Consider the following 14,719-nt stretch of genomic DNA (forward strand, 5'->3'; position numbering starts at 1 on the left):
TTCGCATCACACGTTGGCGAATCGCGAGTTGCGGATCATCCGGAAGCCCTTGATCAGCTCCTTGATTCCCCGGTCGAGGTCGAAATCGGGGAACCAGCCGGTCGCCTCTAGCTTCGCGTTGGACACGATGTAGTCGCGCTTGTCTGGATCCTCGCCGATCGGGCCCTCGACGTAGACGAAATTCGGGACGTGCGTCTTGATGCGCGCGCAGAGTTCCAGCTTCGACAGGTTGGCGCTCGACAGGCCGAGATTGTACGCCTCACTGCGCATCCGGTCGTGATTGTCCATCGCGTGGATGAAGCCTTTGGCGACGTCGCGGAGGTGGATGTAGCTGCGCTTGAAGTGACCCTCGAAGACCAGCAGCGCGCGGTCGGTCACGGCCCTGTGCGTGAAGTCGTTGACGAGGAGGTCAAGGCGCATGCGCGGCGCCATGCCGAACACTGTCGCCAGCCGCAGGCTGACGCCGCGCCCACTGTCGAGCACGGCCTTCTCGGCCTCGACCTTGGTGGTGCCGTAGAGCGAGATCGGCCGCAGGGGCGAGTCCTCGGTGCAGAACTTGCCCGCCTGGCCGACGCCGTAGCCCGAATTGGTCGTCGGGTAGACAATCCTCTGCTCGCCGCCCGCGCGCTGGACCAGGGCGATCACTGCGTCGCGGTTCAGCGTCGTGGCCCCGATCGTGTCCACCTTGCACAGGGGGGCGCCGACTAGGGCCGCGAGGGGGATGAGCACGTCGTGCTTCGGGATCAGCTCGTCGAGGATGCGCGCATCGCGCGCGTCGCCCTTGATCGGCTCGAACGTGTCGTACTGGCAAGCCGAGAACAGGTCTGGCGCGCCAGATTTGAACGTGTCGAGCACCGTCACGTGGTGTCCGCGCTCGAGGAGCATCGGCACCAGGATCGTCCCGATATAACCAGCGCCGCCAGTGATCAGAATTCGCATCGTCGCCTCTCGTCGCGATGAGACCTCAGGCCGCCTACGGCATGTCTGGAATGATCTGAGGTCGCCGCTCAGCGAGTCTGACGATAGATCAAGGTGGAGACGTCGACATCGATGCAGATTGGAACGACGGACAGCGGCGCCACCTGCTCGGTCAGCGCCGGAAGCCGATCCGGATCAATGAGCGCGAGGAAGAAGCCGCCGCCGCCCGCGCCGCACAACTTCGCACCATACGCTCCCGCCGCGATGATTGCCTCGAACGGGTCGTAGAGCACCGCATTCGAGAACCGGCTCTTCTTCATCGTCCGTCTCTTCGTCGACGGACCCTAGCTACGAAGCGGAGGCATTCCAGGGGGCACTTGCGGCCACTCCGGTCTGCCACTCCGCTCGACGGTGCCGGGCGTGGCGGCCGACGACGCGCAGCCGGCCCGAATGCGGACGGCGTCCCGGCCGCCCCGCGTCCCGTGCCCGTCCGCCGGAGCACAGGGGACGTGCATCATACAATCAGGCCGAATTCCCGGTAATCCTCGGGGGCGGCGAATGTTTGGATGAGCCGATGCTTGTCGGCGAACGCGCCCGCGATGTCGTACGAGTTTCCGACCGGACGCATATGCTTGACCGCGACAGCGTCGATGATCCCGATCTGGTAGCGATGGCCGCCGAGGAGCCTCGGCCAGAGCTGATCGAGTCCCCAGCTGCTGCCGGACAGCAGAAAACTGCCCTGGCAGCGCCCGAGCGCGGAACGCGAGAAGATCGGAAACATGACCTCGACGAAATTCGTGAAGCGAAGCCGTTTGTCCGCCTGCTGAACGGTGATCTGATGCGAGAAGAAGCTCGCAGGATGCACGGCGGGCTGGCACAGGGCCAGGTTGTGACAGCGCGCTATCTCGAACATGTGGTTGATGTCGCGCCAACTCATTTGAATGTCGTCGTCGGGAAAGGCGACGTAGTCGTAGTGGAGTAGAGGGCTGCCGGGGTACAGGAGCTTGTGCAAGCTCTGGTATTTTCGCGTCGTGTTCTGCAGGACGCTGTACTCTGCCGGCTCGCAGCCTGAGAAGCTCTCGGCGCTGTCGTACCAGCTGATGCAGAGATCCCAGTTCCGGTCGCAGTTTGCGATGTCCCGGGGCCACGACGGATGCACCGACTCCGTCCCGGCACGGAGGACGACGAGGTTTGGCCGTCGCTGCGAAAGAGGCGCCAGCGTGCAGGCAATCTCCTTTTCCGGCTCCGTGAGCAACGACGCGGTCTCGATCAGGCAATGGACGGCATCGGCCTGCGCGGCGTTCTCGACGAGGAGCGTTCGGGATTCGGGACCCGGCTCGCCCATCAGGAACGTCATCGCGCAGGCGCCGGCCTCGTCGAGGAACGCGACACCGCCACCCTGGGCTGTCCAGCGCCGGAAGCGGCGGTCGTCGAGACCACCAATGTGCCCGTCGCGATACAGCAGCACGTAAGGCGATATCAGCAGACCATCTAATCTTCCGAAAATCCAGGGATGATCTGCGACCCGATCGATCCAATTTTCAGGCGAAACCGCCGTCGAATTTGCGCTCATGATTCATTCAGACCCATCGAACAGTATAACGCGAATTTTTGCGCCAAGTAATTGACCTGCATTTTCTCGCCAGCCCGCTTCGCGACCCGGATCCTGCATCCGGCCTTTACGATATCCACCCGTTCAGGCGGACATCGATCCTGACGCTCGATGGGATCCCCACTCCGGATCAAACGGCGCGATGCGGCGCCACGCCGGACTGGACGTCCCGGATCGCGCGCACGGCATCGATGGCATTCAGCGGACCGAGGTACCCACCGTGCGGCGGCAGCACGAGGTCGTCGCCTTGCCATCGATCGCCCTCACCGGTGGCCGAGGATGATACGCCGACGCTCCGCGTCCGTGAGGGCCTGCCAGTGAGCCTCCGATTTCCGCACGATCGTGAGATCGACGGCGCCGCGCGGCGGGACCTCTCCGCGTCCCACGTAATGAACAGCCCATCTCGTCTTATAATTCATGCTCGGGGTATCGGTCCGTGCCACTTTAAACCCCCGATTGTTTACCGCCGCCCAGATGAACTGGTCCCCGGCACCGCTGAGTTCGGCCGGCAGGGTCGCCCACAGCGCAGCAATTTCGAGCGCCGACCGGCGCAGCATCACGGTGCCGGTATCGGCAAACCGGAATCCATCGCTCTCCGGATCCAGGGGGTCCAGCACGCTCCCGTCGAGTCGCCGCAGGGCCCTGCGGCTGACCCCGACATCGGATTCCGTCGCTGTGATGGCACTGTAGAGGCTCGAAGCGTGGTTCGGCTCGAGCCAATTGTCGGCGTCGAGGAAGCACACGCACTCCGCTCCACCTTGAAAGGCGTGGAGYGCGCCGACGCCCCGCGCGAAATTCCCGGCGTCACCGTGCGCCGAGGGCAGGACAAGATGCTGACAATTCCAGCCCGCGACCGCCGGATTCGGGTGCCCGTCCGCCACCATGATGTGCGTGACAGCGGCATCCTGCGCCATGACGCTCTGGTGCGCCAGGAGGAGTTCCTGGAGGCTCTCCCGATAATAGGGCGTGACGACGGCGATCTTGCCCGGCCTCAGACCCGCGAGCTTGGGCATCAGATCTTTCAGCGCAGCCGCAGCCACACCCGCGTCGCGCGATTTCGCGCAAGGATGCGCATGCTCTGTATTCGAGATATTGTGCACGTTACATCACCCCGGCTACATCGCCCTGATCGAATCTTGCGATAATTGCCCACCTTATGGTTGCCAACTCGGAATTCTTCCGGCGCCGATCGATCGAGGCTTGCTGAGCCCCCGTCGGCTGCAGAAACGTCGCGAGGCTGGGTGGTACACTGTTTCAGTTAACCATTTATCTACCATGCCGGAGTGCAATGCTTCAGGCAGGATCCAGTCTCGATGTTTAATTCCTATCGCGGTGTGCGCGTCCTAGTGACAGGACATACGGGCTTCAAGGGCGCTTGGCTCGCGTCCTGTCTCCTTCGGGACGGGGCGGAGGTGGCCGGATTGGCGCTCGCGCCCGAGCCCGACAGGTTCAACCTCTTCCGGGATCTCGATCTCGGCAGCCGCATGCGCTCCGAGATCGTCGACATCCGCGACTTCGATGCTGTTCAGACCGCGCTCGGCGGCTTCCGCCCGGAGATCGTCTTCCATTTGGCGGCGCAGTCGCTGGTGCGCCGCTCCTACGCGGATCCACTCGGAACCTTCGCGGTCAACGCGATCGGGACGGCCCACGTGCTGGAAGCGGCGCGGCACACAGAGACGGTGCGGGCCGTTGTCTGTGTCACGTCCGACAAGTGCTACGAGAACCGAGAGTGGGTCTGGGGTTATCGCGAGACGGATCCGCTCGGCGGCAAAGATCCCTACAGCGCGAGCAAGGCCGCGGCCGAGATCGTGGCATCCAGCTACCGTCAGACCCTGCTGACGGGCTCCGGCCTGCGGCTAGCCACGGCGCGGGGCGGTAACGTCATCGGCGGCGGCGACTGGTCGGAGGACCGCCTCGTCCCCGATCTCGTGCGGGCGATCCGCGCGCGCGCACCGCTGGTGCTGCGTCATCCGGAGGCCGTCCGGCCCTGGCAGCACGTGCTCGAACTCCTGCACGGCTACCTCCTCCTCGGCGAGCGCCTCCTCGCGGGCGACGACGGTGCGGCCGGGGCCTGGAATTTCGGTCCACCCCGGGCGAGCGAGGTGACAGTGCGGCGCCTCGTCGAGCAGGCCCTCGCGGCGTGGGGCGGCGAACCGATCCCGGTCGTGATTGAACCCGCGACCGTCGCCGAGGCAAGCATCCTCAAGCTGGACACCGCGAAGGCGGAGGCGAATCTAGGGTGGCGCCCCTCGCTCGACTTCGCGTCCACGGTGCAGAAGACGATGATATGGTACCGCAGCTATTGCGAGGAGCCGACAGCCGCCCGGGATCTCGTCGAGACACAGATCGCCGCCTATCGCCGGGCCGTGGCGGCGGCACCGAGCGGGAGGAACCATCCGTGACCGCACCTGCCGATCCGTTCCGCCTTCGCACCGAGCGCGCTGGGCCGGAGACCGGGCGATGAAGGCCGTCATCCTGGCAGGCGGTCTCGGGACGCGCCTGTCCGAGGAGACCACGACGCGCCCGAAGCCCATGGTCGAGATCGGCGGTCGGCCAATCCTCTGGCACATTATGAAGGGCTACAGCCAGCACGGCATCAACGATTTCGTGATCTGCCTCGGCTACAAGGGCTACATCATCAAAGAATATTTCGCGAACTACTTCTTGCACATGAGCGACGTCACGTTTCATGTCGCGGACAACCGGATGGAGATCCATCGGAAGACCGCCGAACCGTGGACCGTGACGCTCGTGGATACGGGAGAGACCAGCATGACGGGCGGCCGGCTCAGGCGGGTCCGTCACCACCTAGAGGGCGAGGAGATGTTCGCCCTCACCTACGGCGACGGCGTGTGCGACGTCGATTTCACGGCCCAGATCGCCTTTCACCGAGCCCATGGCAAGCAGGCCACGGTCACGGCGGTTCGCCCGGACAAGCGCTTTGGATATCTCGCCCTCGAGGACACGCAAGTCACGGCCTTCGAGGAGAAGCCCGCCAATGAGGGCGGCTGGATCAACGGCGGGTTCTTCCTGCTCTCGCCCTCGGTGATCGATCTGGTCGAAGGGGACGACACCATCTGGGAGCGGGTCCCGCTCGAGCATCTGGCGCGCGCGGGCGAGCTTCAAGCGTTCATCCATGACGGCTTCTGGCAAGCCATGGACACGCTGCGGGACAGGACGAATCTCGAGACGCTATGGGCGTCCCGGCGGGCACCGTGGAAGACTTGGTAGAGCCGTTCGGGCCGCCGGAGCGCCTGCTCGTCACGGGCGGGACCGGATTCGTCGGCGGCCGGCTCGTGCGAGGACTGGCCGATGCCGGCTGCGCGGTTGGCGCCCTCGTGCGGGCGCGCTCGGATGTCGCCCGCGTCGATCCGCGGGCGACGATCCTACGCCACGATGGTTCGACGGACGGCCTGTACGATCTGGTGCGCGCCTTCGCGCCCGACGCCGTGATCCATGCGGCAACCATGTTCGTCGGGATTCACGGACCCGCCCACATCATCCCGCTCGTCGAGGCTAATCTGCTGTTCGGCACGCAGCTTCTAGACGCGATGGCGCGCTGCGGGGTGACCCGCCTCGTGAATTTTGGCACGGTCTGGCAACAATTCGACGGCGATCGCTACAATCCAGCGACGCTCTACGCGGCGACCAAACAGGCCTTCGAGGACATCGCCGCCTACTACATCGAGGCGGAGGGCTTCGCCGTCCTGACCTTGAAGCTCACCGATACCTACGGGCCGGAGGATCTTCGGGGCAAGCTCGTCTCGGCCCTGCTCCAGGCCCAGCGGGCTGGCACCCGCCTCGACCTTTCGCCGGGCGAGCAGAGCATCAACCTCCTGCACGTGGATGACGTCGTCGCGGGCGTCCGCGTCGGGCTGGCGCGCGTCCGCGCTGCGGCAGCGGGAACGCGCGAGAGCTTCGCTCTGTGCGGGCCGGAGACGCTCTCTCTCCGGAGCTTGGTCGCCCGGATCGAGCACCTCGGCGGGCGCCCGGTCCTGGCCAACTGGGGAGGACGGCCCTACCGTCCCCGCGAGGTGATACGTCCGTGGCTCGGTCCGCTCCTCCCCGGCTGGTCCGCCGCGATCGATCTGGAGACGGGGCTCGGCGGGCTCTTAGGAAAGTCACCCTGATGTTCGACCCGCATCCAACCGACCTCGCGGATGTCGTCTCCCTCCACGCGCCGGGCGGCCACGACCCGCGCGGGAGCTTCCACAAGCTCATGCATGCTCCCGGCCTCGCGGCCCATGGCATCAGGGCTGACTTCAAGGAGGTGTACTGCTCCACGTCGGTGCGCGATGTGATCCGCGGCATGCATTTCCAGGTCCCGCCCCACCAGCACGCGAAGCTCGTCTGGTGCCTCACGGGCACTGCGACGGATGTCGTCCTCGACCTCCGGCGCGGGTCGCCCACCTACGGCCGTGCGGTCGCCCTGGAGATCGGCGGCGATGGCCCCACGGGCGTCTACGTGCCGGAGGGCTGCGCTCACGGCTTCGCCGTGCGCTCAGCGCAGGCGACGCTCCTGTACCTGGTGACCTCAGTTCACGCCCCGGACGCCGACCGGGGAATCCGCTGGGACAGCTTCAGCTTCGATTGGAGCATCCCGCGGCCTATCCTCTCGGAGCGGGACCGCGGACACCCCGGTCTCGACGCCTTCGTCACCCCGTTCTGAGCGGCCGATGGGACGTCCCGCGCACCAGAGAGCTGGTGCTTGGACACGAATGAACACGCAGCGCGCACTCCACGAAAAGCCAATGCTGGCGACTGGAGCGATGTTGCAACCCGGACGCGCTGCCGCGTCCGGGATGTTGGACGAGAAGAGGCCGTAAGCCGATGACCGACGCCCTGCGCGAAGAAGTCCTGACCCTCGCCCGGACCCATTTCGAAGCGCGCGCGCAAGCGCCGTTCGTGCCCGGAGAGACCTACATCCCCCCGTCCGGCAAGGTCATGGACGCGGAGGATTGTGCCCACCTGATCGACGCGTCCCTCGATATGTGGTTGACCGCGGGGCGCTATGCCGACCGGTTCGAGACCGAGCTGGCCGCCGCCTTCGGCCGCCGCTACGCGAAGCTCACCGTCTCGGGGTCCGCCGCGAACCTGCTCGCCTTCGCGACGCTGACCTCGCCGAAGCTCGGGGAGCGCCGGATCAGGCCGGGCGACGAGGTAATCACCGTGGCGGCCGGCTTCCCCACGACGGTCGCACCGATCGTCCAGGCCGGATGCGTCCCCGTCTTCGTCGATGTCGACCTCGAGACGCACAACGTCGATGTCGCACTCCTCGAGGCGGCGATCACGCCGCAGACCCGCGCCGTCATGATCGCGCATTCCCTCGGGAACCCCTTCGACGCGGTGCGAGTGGCCGAACTCTGCCGCCGCCACGGTCTCCTGCTGGTGGAGGATTGCTGTGACGCGTTCGGCGCGAAGATCGGCGGCCAGGGCGTGGGCACCTTCGGAGACCTCGCGACCCTCAGCTTCTACCCTGCCCACCACATCACTACGGGGGAGGGCGGGGCCGTGCTGATGGAGCGCGGCCCCCTCGCCAAGATCGCCGAGTCCTTTCGGGACTGGGGCCGGGATTGCTACTGCAAACCCGGGGTCAGCAACACGTGCAATAACCGCTACGGCTGGAAGCTTGGTGACCTTCCGCACGGCTACGATCACAAGTATACGTACAGCCACATCGGCTACAATTTGAAGATGACCGACATGCAGGCCGCTCTCGGGGTGAGCCAGCTTGCCAAGCTCGATCATTTCGTCGCGCGCCGTCGCGAGAACTTCGACGGTCTCGAGCGGCGGTTGCGGGAACGCGGTCTCGACCGGCTGTATCATCTGCCCGTGGCCACGCCGGGCTCCGAGCCGAGCTGGTTCGGCTATTTGCTGACGGTGCGGGACGGAGCGGGCATCGACCGGAATGCCCTGGTGGCGCGGCTCGAGGAGAAGCGGGTCGGGACCCGGCTACTCTTCGCCGGGAACCTGACCCGGCAACCCGCTTTCCGGGATGTAACGTACCGGGTGCACGGGATCCTGACGCATACCGACAAGATCATGCGAGACAGCTTCTGGATCGGGGTCTGGCCGGGCGTCACCGAGCCAATGCTCGACTACATGGCCGACATGCTCTTGACGGTCACGCGTGATCTCGGCGGCTGAAGAGCTGAAGTTCGGCGTGCTTTTTGGAATGTTCAGATCATCGAATAATTCCTAAGAATCATCCCAATATTGATCCACAGGATTACAGAGCGTCAGGTGGAAAGAGAATTTCAGCCGGCCGCAGCTCAAGACTGAAGCACGGCAAATTCAACTCCAGTCGTGCCGTTACCCGCCGAACATTGGCGACATCCATATGCAACGAACTCCCGCATCGCAGTAATTGTTAGGAAGGATGGGGGATGCCGCGGATGTTCACCTGCATATGAGGTGAAGGCCAGCGAATTTCCCGAGCATTCGTCGAGACAAGAATCGACAAAGGAGCAGACGCGACCTCTACCTTAGTCAACGATTGTCGATGCAGAATGCGATAGGAAGGCCGAAATGCTGTGCTCACGCGTGCCTGCTCGGCGGAAGGCACGGATCAGCAGCTTCTCATCGCTCGCCCCGATCTAGCCGCTCGCCGGTTTCACGGCGGATGATCCCGCCGCCGATCAGCCGCTTGAACGGGCTAGCCCTGCTGCCTGGCAAAAGCCGGCGGTGTGGGTCAGCGATGCCCGCATGTCGATCGCGAATCCGTCGCACCCGAGCGATCACGCCGACATCGTTCACCGTTTTGGCCGCATGGCAGGGGCGGCACAGCACCTGACAATTGTCCAAAGAGGCGTCGTCCGTCAGGGCGGCGGGAACGATGTGGTCAAATTGGAAGCGCCCGATCTGCAATCTGCATGGACAGCGACTTTCATCCGTGAGCTGCCCCTCGCAGCGCCCGTCCGCGCGGGTGAGAGCGGCACGCAGCACCGCCTTGCTGAACTCGCGGCGCGCCATCACGCCATCTCCGCAATGGCATCCGGCCTTGGCCCGTTCAGGTCCGCCGCGATCGCCATGCGCTCAGACCGCGCCTCGGACAGCCGGTATGCGTGCACCTCGCCGGCGCCAAGATTGGCACAGGCGGCCAGCCAGCCGAGGAAGCCCGGATCGCCGGCCTCGCAAGCGCGGGCCGCGACGAGGTTGGCCTGCCCGTGTGGATCGCGAGCGACCGCGAGGATGACGGCCGCCTGATCCGCAACCAAATCGGGAGAATTGAGGGGCTGGATGACCACGACGTAGCGGCGACCGGAGCGTCCGCGCCAAACGCTCATGGCGAGACTCGGCGCACCGCGCAGACCTGCGCTCGTGCGCAAGCGCTCCTCGCGTACTGCGCAACGGACGACACGATCGGTCTTCAATTCACGGAGCGCCGCGGCCCACGAAATCCTGCGGTTCGACATGACCACCCTCAAGCCGCCGGGGTGGAGGATAGCGTCAGGCATCCAGCCGAAGGCCGGCGAACCGCCTGCTCTCCGGAATGACGGTCGAACGCAGACAGGAGAGAGCCGAGCTGACTTGGACAACGGGAGTACATGGCGCGCCTCGGGCTGGCGGCGGGATCTGCCCCGCCACTGCCATGACCCCGCACGCGGCCTGATGAGCCTGCGGGGCGACCCGATCGCCGAATTTGCACGCCTGCTTTCGCGCAGTCCGCCTCAGCTCGACGCCACCGCCGCGATCGGATCGGAGAAGGTCCGCATTACGAGGCGAGTCATTTCTGGCTGCAGGTCAACCGTAGGCGCATAGGTGAAACACTTGAGCCAGCCATCGTCACGGTTTTCTCGCCTAGATTTCGCGAAGCCGTATGCTTCGTAGCGCACTCATTCACGCTCCAATCGCTGTCGGAGTCCAGTCGAATGTTGGAGCAACGGCATCGATTCGATCGCTGGAAGATCATCTGCGGTTCGAGCGTCCGCTCGAAGCTGCTACCCAAGACGGCGGCTGCGAATCTACAAAGGTCGGTCGAGCGGGACCTGACCGCTCCTTTCCCGGCGTCTCTGAAACGCACTTTGATGTTCCAGCACCTGATCCTGTCTCCGCATGGGCAACGCCGTACTGATGCGGTGTCGTCCCACTCACTGAAGGCTGGAGCTCGATCAGGATCAGACGTCTGTGATCGCGGCGACTGCGAGATCTGACGCGTGGTCGTACGCCGGCCTACCGGAGATCTGCAGGTGGGAGCGGCCCCTCATGCCGTGCGTTCGTCACCCGCAGAACGCCGCCGCGGGCGACCGCGGACTTCGCTCTCGTCGGGCATCGGAGTCGCGGTTGATGCGGGCATCCGGATGATGCGCGGTCCGCTCGATCCGGAGTCCGGCCTGTCATCGGCGGCCGCGTCGCGGGCTGCAGCTGCGGTGGCGGCGACTTGCCGAGAGGCGCGCAAGCCCCGGATGCTGTCACGGCTCCGCCGGACCCGCGGCTCGACCCGCGCGCGATGTGCCGTCAAGTGATGCAACGCTTGCGTCGTCGCATCGACTTGATCGTCATGGCGCCCATTCGGGAACGAGAGCAGCTCTCCGACAAAGGCCCCCAGCCAGGGCGCCTTGGCGGGCAGATGAACCTGACCCGCTTCGAACCGAGCCGATTGAGCTAACAACCGCGCTTCCTTGTCGTAGCGCGGCTCGATGAGGATCGGCGCGAGAGCCCCAGAGCGACGCAGATCTTGCAGCAAGGCGTGCCCGAGGTGGGTCTTCTCGATCAAGGTCACATCCGCGCGCCACCTCTCGGTGAGCGCGATGATCGATTCGCGCAGATCGGGCGCCTCTAAGCGATCGCGGACCACGTCGAGCAGATAATAGTCGAGCCCGACTGCACCCCATACGGTTCCCACAGACCAGTCGCTGGCCTCCGACAGCGTGGAGGCGGTGTCCCAGGATACCACGATCCGATCGAATCGGGCTGGGGGGATATCGTAGGTGCGCAGCCATTCGCGGCGGATCACGTTGCCGCCGGCCGGCGTGGGATCCTGCTGATACTGGGCCTGGAACGTCAACGAGCCCTGGGCTCGTCGCATCTCCTCGAGGACAGCCATCGGCTCGCGCGCCGGGTGCAACAGTTCACCGGCGGGGCGGCGATAGAAATCCCCGGGCACATCGCTCAGGCGATGACAGGCGTCCTCGGTCGCGATCGCGGGCAGCGAGACCACCTCCCAGTCATCCCGCTCGACGACATGACCGACGAGATCATCGGCATGCAGCCGCTGCATCACGATCACGATGGCGCCGCGCTGCTTGTCGTTCAGGCGCGTCAGCAACGTGCTGTCGAACGCCTCGTTGACCCGCCGACGCTCGGCCTGCGACAGTGCGTCCACGGCTTTGATCGGGTCGTCGATCACGATGAGATCGGCACCGCGCCCGAGGACCGCCCCGCCCATGCCGGCCGCCAATACGGAACCGCGCTGTGTCGTAGTCAGTTCCAGATCGCGCGGGCGCCGTCCCGTCGGACGAAAGGCGGGAAAGGCCGCACCGAACCAGGACGACTGAGCGATCGCGCGCCGATCGATGCTGAACTTCCGCGCGAGATCCTCGGTGTGAGACACGCAGATGATCCGGCGGTTCGGAGCGTGCCCTACGGCAAACATCGGGAGCGCGACGCTCGCGATGATCGATTTGCCGGACCGAGGCGGTACGTTGATGATCAGCCGGCGCACCTCGCCGCGCAGCACACGCATCAGCGCCCAGCACAGGTGCTCGTAGTGCCAGTTCGGTGAGAATGCCGTACCTGGCTCGAGCGTGGCGAAGGCCTGCTCGACGAAGAGCGCGAGGTCGGCGCGCAGCGCCGCCGACATCATGTCGATCGATTCACTCATGGCTCGCCCCCGGATCGGATGGGGGATTGTCGTTGTCGCCAACAGAATCTTGCTCGGTCTCGCTCTCGGCCGTGAGGTCGATTCGAGCTTGGCGCCGCACCCGCGCGATGAAATTTGCGAGGGCCGCCTCGCCCTGCGCCAAGCGTGCGTCGATATCGGCGGTATCGACGGCGGCCTCCCTGGCTATGGCCAGCCGGAAGACCTCCCTGCCCAGGCGCGGATCGGTCATCGCCCTGTGGCACATCGCGCGAAAGATCGCTTCGCTGCACGACATCTCGACAACCTTGCCGCCGCGCGTGAGCGGGACGGCTTCGCCCAGGACGCGCGCCATCATCGCGAAGACAGGCTCGGGTTCCTTGCGAGGCCGGCCTCGAGAATTTCCCGATTGGCCGGGGCGGAAGCGCCCGGTCGCCGTGCGGGCCTGCGGTCCATGCCCGCCCGCAGCCTCTTCCCGCGCGGGCATCTCGGATACAGATTCGTCGGCGTGAGTGGCTTCGGTACCGTTGGCCCTGATCGCATCGTCAGACATCGGGGCCTCCTCACGCCTCTACCGCGACGGCATCAGCCGCCCGCGCAGGTTTCGGTTCCTGCGCACGCCGCTCCGCTTCCTGTGCGAAGGTGAGCCCGGTGGCAGCGTGGCGGGCCGGCGAGCCCGTCAGCGCCTCCATCCGTCTGACGGCGACGTCGACGTAGGCGGGGTCGAGTTCGATCCCGTAACCGATCCTTCCGGTCCGGTGACACGCGAGCAAGGTCGTGCCGGAGCCGCAAAATGGATCCAAGATCCGGCCGCCGCGCAGCGAGGTATCGAGAAGAGCCTCGGCGATCAGGCCGACCGGCTTCACGGTCGGGTGCAGGGCGAGCGCCGCCTCCCGTCCTGGCCCGAACCCGTTCAGGCCGCGCGCCGACCAGATCGTCGTACGATTGCGGCCGTGCCGACCCAGCGCGACATTGTTGATGTGCCGGGCGGCCCCGCATTTCATGACCAGCACGAACTCGGCCTGCTGGCGATACAGCGAGCCCATGCCGCCCAGGCCCTTGTCCCACACGCAGGTCGTGAGCTGTTGAAGGCCCGCGCCGCGGGAAGCGCTCACCAGCGCCTGCATGCCGCGCCAGTCGATGAACATCTCGACGATCGCGCCATCCGCGACGTGCGGGATCATCGCGTCGAGAAAGGATTCGAAGTACGCCTCAGCCTGACCCTCGCTCATGCCAGAGCCCTCGACGAACTCGCCGTGCGAGCTGCTGACGTGATTGCGGATCGAGCAGCCGTAAGGCGGATCGGTCGTCACCTTCTGTGCGCGCTGACCGGCGAGCAAAACCGCGTAGCTTTCCGGTTCACGAGCGTTTCCGCATAGGAGTTTGTGCTCGCCGAAGACCCACAGATCACCGGTGCGAGAGACGGGCTCTCCCTGCAGCTCCGGGATCGCGTCGGCCGGATCGGAATCGTCGACGACCATGGCGCTGAGAGCGAGATCGATCTCGGGCATATCGAAGCCGCTAAACGCGACGAGATCAGGCTCGAAGGCCAGCAGGTGAGTGAATTCGCGCTTTAGTGCGTCTGGATCCCAGGAGCTGCTCTCGGTGATGCGATTGAGTGAGAGGCGAAGCGCCCTGACTTCATCCTCGGAGAGATGGTCGACGATGATGGTGGCGACGGTCGTGTGACCCAACCGCCGGCAGGCCTCGTAGATCGCGTGGCCGTCGATGATCTCGCCGCGACCCGTGACGAGGATCGGGACGAGGCAGCCGAACCGCTCGATGTTGGCGGCCAGGCGCTCGACCTGTCCCCGGCCACGTTTGCGCACCGCCTGCTTCGACGGCTGAATCGCGGCGGTGGGCTGGTTTGTGACGGTAAGGTTGGATCCGGGCGCAGCCGAACCGGAGTTCGACGACGGGACCGGCGAAACCGCACGGTGGCGGGTCCGGATCGGAGAGACATGAGAAGACATGGGGAAATGAGCTCCGCGGCCGACAGGACGAAGGGGTGAGGGAACTCAGCCTCGAGCGGTCTGCAGCTCAGCGCTGCAGCACGTCCGAGTCAGTTCCGCGCTGCCCTCGTCCGCCAGACAGAGGCGGAGTCAGAATGCCCGGACTTCCCGCACTGCGGGAAGTTCCTTGAAGGGTAGGATTACGACGGGTTGCACCCAGACGGTGCGGAACCCAGCGAATTCCAACGGCCCCGCATAGATCAGGGTTGAGCTCCGAGCTACCGCCCGCCGATCGGCTTGTCAATGACCAGCGCTTAAATTAGGCGGGACGACCGGAATGGTCTTGCGGGCAGGGAAAATCAAACCGTTTCGAAGCGGCGGCGCAAATAGTATGCAATTTTTATTTTCTTGATCTGCAGGTATCAGGCAGACAAATAG

The 14,719-nt window shown here is 65.3% G+C and carries 14 protein-coding genes; 5 read left to right on the forward strand and 9 right to left on the reverse strand.

The features are described 5' to 3' along the window. Window positions 1–6 precede the first annotated feature (6 nt). The 4 genes from ACXJL8_RS02265 to ACXJL8_RS02280 form a co-directional block, all read right to left on the reverse strand. Window positions 7–939 carry an NAD-dependent epimerase/dehydratase family protein gene (locus ACXJL8_RS02265; protein WP_456684557.1) on the reverse strand — a complete coding sequence of 311 codons (933 nt, stop codon included), beginning with the start codon at window positions 937–939 and terminating at the stop codon, window positions 7–9. 68 nt (window positions 940–1,007) lie between these two features. Next, a complete protein-coding gene (locus ACXJL8_RS02270) occupies window positions 1,008–1,238 on the reverse strand; it encodes a hypothetical protein (RefSeq protein ID WP_456684558.1) in 231 nt (76 codons plus the stop codon). 194 nt (window positions 1,239–1,432) lie between these two features. Next, the gene (locus tag ACXJL8_RS02275; RefSeq protein ID WP_456684559.1) at window positions 1,433–2,491 is read right to left on the reverse strand and encodes a DUF707 domain-containing protein; all 1,059 of its coding nucleotides are present in this window, start codon (window positions 2,489–2,491) and stop codon (window positions 1,433–1,435) included. A gap of 302 nt (window positions 2,492–2,793) precedes the next feature. Continuing rightward, window positions 2,794–3,630 carry a hypothetical protein gene (locus tag ACXJL8_RS02280; protein WP_456684560.1) on the reverse strand — a complete coding sequence of 279 codons (837 nt, stop codon included), beginning with the start codon at window positions 3,628–3,630 and terminating at the stop codon, window positions 2,794–2,796. Window positions 3,631–3,843: 213 nt separating this feature from the next. Here ACXJL8_RS02280 and rfbG point away from each other — a divergent pair, with 213 nt between their 5' ends. The 5 genes from rfbG (at window position 3,844) to rfbH (ending at window position 8,677) form a co-directional block, all read left to right on the forward strand. Beyond that, window positions 3,844–4,932, forward strand: coding sequence for a CDP-glucose 4,6-dehydratase (gene rfbG / locus ACXJL8_RS02285; protein WP_456684561.1), 1,089 nt, complete (start codon window positions 3,844–3,846; stop codon window positions 4,930–4,932). A 58-nt stretch (window positions 4,933–4,990) separates the two neighbouring features. Further along, window positions 4,991–5,761 carry a glucose-1-phosphate cytidylyltransferase gene (gene rfbF / locus ACXJL8_RS02290; RefSeq protein WP_456684562.1) on the forward strand — a complete coding sequence of 257 codons (771 nt, stop codon included), beginning with the start codon at window positions 4,991–4,993 and terminating at the stop codon, window positions 5,759–5,761. Then, window positions 5,725–6,660: an NAD-dependent epimerase/dehydratase family protein gene (locus ACXJL8_RS02295; RefSeq protein WP_456684563.1), complete on the forward strand. Its 936-nt coding sequence runs from the start codon at window positions 5,725–5,727 to the stop codon at window positions 6,658–6,660. The genes rfbF and ACXJL8_RS02295 overlap by 37 nt, the downstream gene beginning before the upstream one ends. Then, the gene (locus tag ACXJL8_RS02300; protein ID WP_456684564.1) at window positions 6,660–7,199 is read left to right on the forward strand and encodes a dTDP-4-dehydrorhamnose 3,5-epimerase family protein; all 540 of its coding nucleotides are present in this window, start codon (window positions 6,660–6,662) and stop codon (window positions 7,197–7,199) included. Before ACXJL8_RS02295 ends, ACXJL8_RS02300 begins: the two co-directional genes overlap by 1 nt. Before the next feature lie 161 nt (window positions 7,200–7,360). Continuing rightward, window positions 7,361–8,677, forward strand: coding sequence for a lipopolysaccharide biosynthesis protein RfbH (gene rfbH, locus ACXJL8_RS02305; RefSeq protein ID WP_456684565.1), 1,317 nt, complete (start codon window positions 7,361–7,363; stop codon window positions 8,675–8,677). A 432-nt stretch (window positions 8,678–9,109) separates the two neighbouring features. Here the strand turns inward: rfbH and ACXJL8_RS02310 are convergent, their stop codons facing one another. The 5 genes from ACXJL8_RS02310 to ACXJL8_RS02330 form a co-directional block, all read right to left on the reverse strand. After that, window positions 9,110–9,502 (reverse strand): HNH endonuclease signature motif containing protein, encoded by a 393-nt coding sequence (locus ACXJL8_RS02310; RefSeq protein WP_456684566.1) that lies wholly within the window; start codon window positions 9,500–9,502, stop codon window positions 9,110–9,112. Further along, window positions 9,502–9,816, reverse strand: coding sequence for a hypothetical protein (locus ACXJL8_RS02315; protein ID WP_456684567.1), 315 nt, complete (start codon window positions 9,814–9,816; stop codon window positions 9,502–9,504). The genes ACXJL8_RS02310 and ACXJL8_RS02315 overlap by 1 nt, the downstream gene beginning before the upstream one ends. Before the next feature lie 917 nt (window positions 9,817–10,733). Next, window positions 10,734–12,353 carry a phage terminase large subunit gene (gene terL, locus ACXJL8_RS02320; RefSeq protein WP_456684568.1) on the reverse strand — a complete coding sequence of 540 codons (1,620 nt, stop codon included), beginning with the start codon at window positions 12,351–12,353 and terminating at the stop codon, window positions 10,734–10,736. Continuing rightward, window positions 12,346–12,882, reverse strand: coding sequence for a DUF5681 domain-containing protein (locus ACXJL8_RS02325; protein ID WP_456684569.1), 537 nt, complete (start codon window positions 12,880–12,882; stop codon window positions 12,346–12,348). Before ACXJL8_RS02325 ends, terL begins: the two co-directional genes overlap by 8 nt. A 10-nt stretch (window positions 12,883–12,892) precedes the next feature. Next, a complete protein-coding gene (locus tag ACXJL8_RS02330; protein ID WP_456684570.1) occupies window positions 12,893–14,302 on the reverse strand; it encodes a site-specific DNA-methyltransferase in 1,410 nt (469 codons plus the stop codon). Between the last annotated feature and the right edge of the window lie 417 nt (window positions 14,303–14,719).

The organism is Bradyrhizobium sp. P5_C11_2, assembly GCF_054049755.1.